The following is a 1,752-nucleotide window of genomic DNA, read 5'->3' as shown; positions in this document are numbered from 1 at the left end:
GTGCAATGTTAAAGGGTCAGCCTGCCTCCTACGACAGGGACTGGCAGGTGCAGTATCTCCGTGCCAGTACTCGGCAGAGGTTTTTCGGCGGCGCGGTTGCCGCAATTAGTGTCGGCTCTCTACTCTTGCTGGCCGTATGGGCAACGGTTCTCAAAAGCGTTGATGCAGACCTTGGAATTGCTTCGAGAAGGCTGCTTGGAATCATTGGAATCTCGACGCGCGACGTCTGGGTCAATCCCATAAGTGGGGCGCGGCTGGTGCTGCCAAGCGGCTGGAAACTCGGTTCCTCGATGTACTTACCGACCTTGGGTGAGACGGTCTTCGACTTTACTTGCGCCGAGGGGCCAAAAAAGTGTCTTGTGATGTTGGGCGTGGCGTCGCATCCAAACGCTGGCTTTCTCGATCCCGACAAAGTTACGACGGCGAATGCCATCGAGCAGCTCTTTCTGGATCTGTTTGATGAACCTCAAGCAGTGTTGGTAGACGAAAAGAATGATGTCGTGGGTGCGGATCGCCTCAAGCAGACGTACATCGTGAGCCTTTCCGGCACTGAGCCTGCCAGTGGCTTGTACAGAAAAGGGTTGTCTTGGTTCACTGACAACAAGCGCACTTGGGCGATGCTGATTACCGTACCTGACGACAACCAGGCGCAGGAGGCCGCAGAGAATGCCAGATCACTCGCGCTGGGTCTGATCCAAAGCACGCGCACGAGTCATGGCAACTGAGAATTTTCAGAGCCTTGGCGGGTTGCTGTCGCGACGCGTGCTAGCTCGCGTGGTCGATCTGGTCTGGTTGGCACCGTCGGCTGTTACGGTATGGCTGGTTCTGAGGACACTGCAGGCAGACATGAATTGGCTGTGGCGCATGGCTTGCGCAGCCCTTTGCCTTTGCATCCTTCACCTTGCCGTTGAGCCGCTTTTTCTTTCTACGCTGGGGGCCACACCTGGGAAGGCGCTGCTTCGCCTACGCGTTGGCGACGCCCAGCGCGGGCAGTTGCTTAGTTACGGGACTGCCTTTGGCAGAACGCTAAAGCTTGTTGTGTGGGGGGGCGGGTTTTGGTTGCTGCCATTGATGTTTGTGACGCTTCCCCTATCCATCGCTGTCGCCCTGCGCGGCTCGCAGGTGCTGCCGTGGGATCGAAGTGGCAATGGGTCGCGAATAAGCCTGGTTTCTGAATGGCGACCCTTGCGGGCAACACTCCTGCTCGTTGGCGCCCTGATTCCAGGCCTTTGCTTGCCGGTTTTGATGGCAGTTGCCATTGCCATTGCTCTCACGGCCGGAGGGACAGACGTTGCAGACGATGTGAGCCGTGCGGTCACAGGCCGGTGGCAGTGGATGCATCGTCTTACGGGCACGATGATTCCGCTCGACACACGCTGGCGAGTGGCACATGATGAGCTTTCGAGTGAGCGAAAGGTCATGCACGTCGTCTTTTCTCTCGGTTCGGGGGACAGGAATCAAGTGCGCCTGGAGATGGACTGGGGACCGAAGAGTTTCGTGGATGCTTGTCTTCGACAGCGGGTGCTGCTTCAGGCTGAGGGGTTTCTTTTTCTCACGGATCCCCCCCTCCATGGGGCTACCTGCAGGCTCGCAGGTGGCAAGCCAACCCCGGAAGGGGGGGTGCATGCGGTCGTAGAAGTAGCGCAGACCGGCGGCATCGACTATGTCATCACCTCCACCTATGAAGATTCGCAACCAGATAAGAAAGCCGCAGTTAGAGCGCTGGCTGCCCTGCTGATGGCCGAGCAGGGC

2 protein-coding genes are annotated in these 1,752 nt (G+C 58.2%); both read left to right on the top strand.

Annotated features, from left to right (window positions below; all coding sequences use genetic code 11):
• On the top strand, positions 1 to 725 hold a 725-nt coding region (locus D3H34_RS34410), incomplete at its 5' end, for a hypothetical protein (RefSeq protein WP_167481320.1).
• Positions 715 to 1,752 (top strand): RDD family protein (locus D3H34_RS32270; protein WP_147400573.1); only part of this gene is annotated, 1,038 nt, incomplete at its 3' end. The genes D3H34_RS34410 and D3H34_RS32270, both read left to right, overlap by 11 nt.

Source organism: Acidovorax cavernicola, assembly GCF_003581445.1.
Note: the sequence above shows the minus strand (reverse complement) of the source record. Positions and strands in the feature narration are given on the sequence as shown.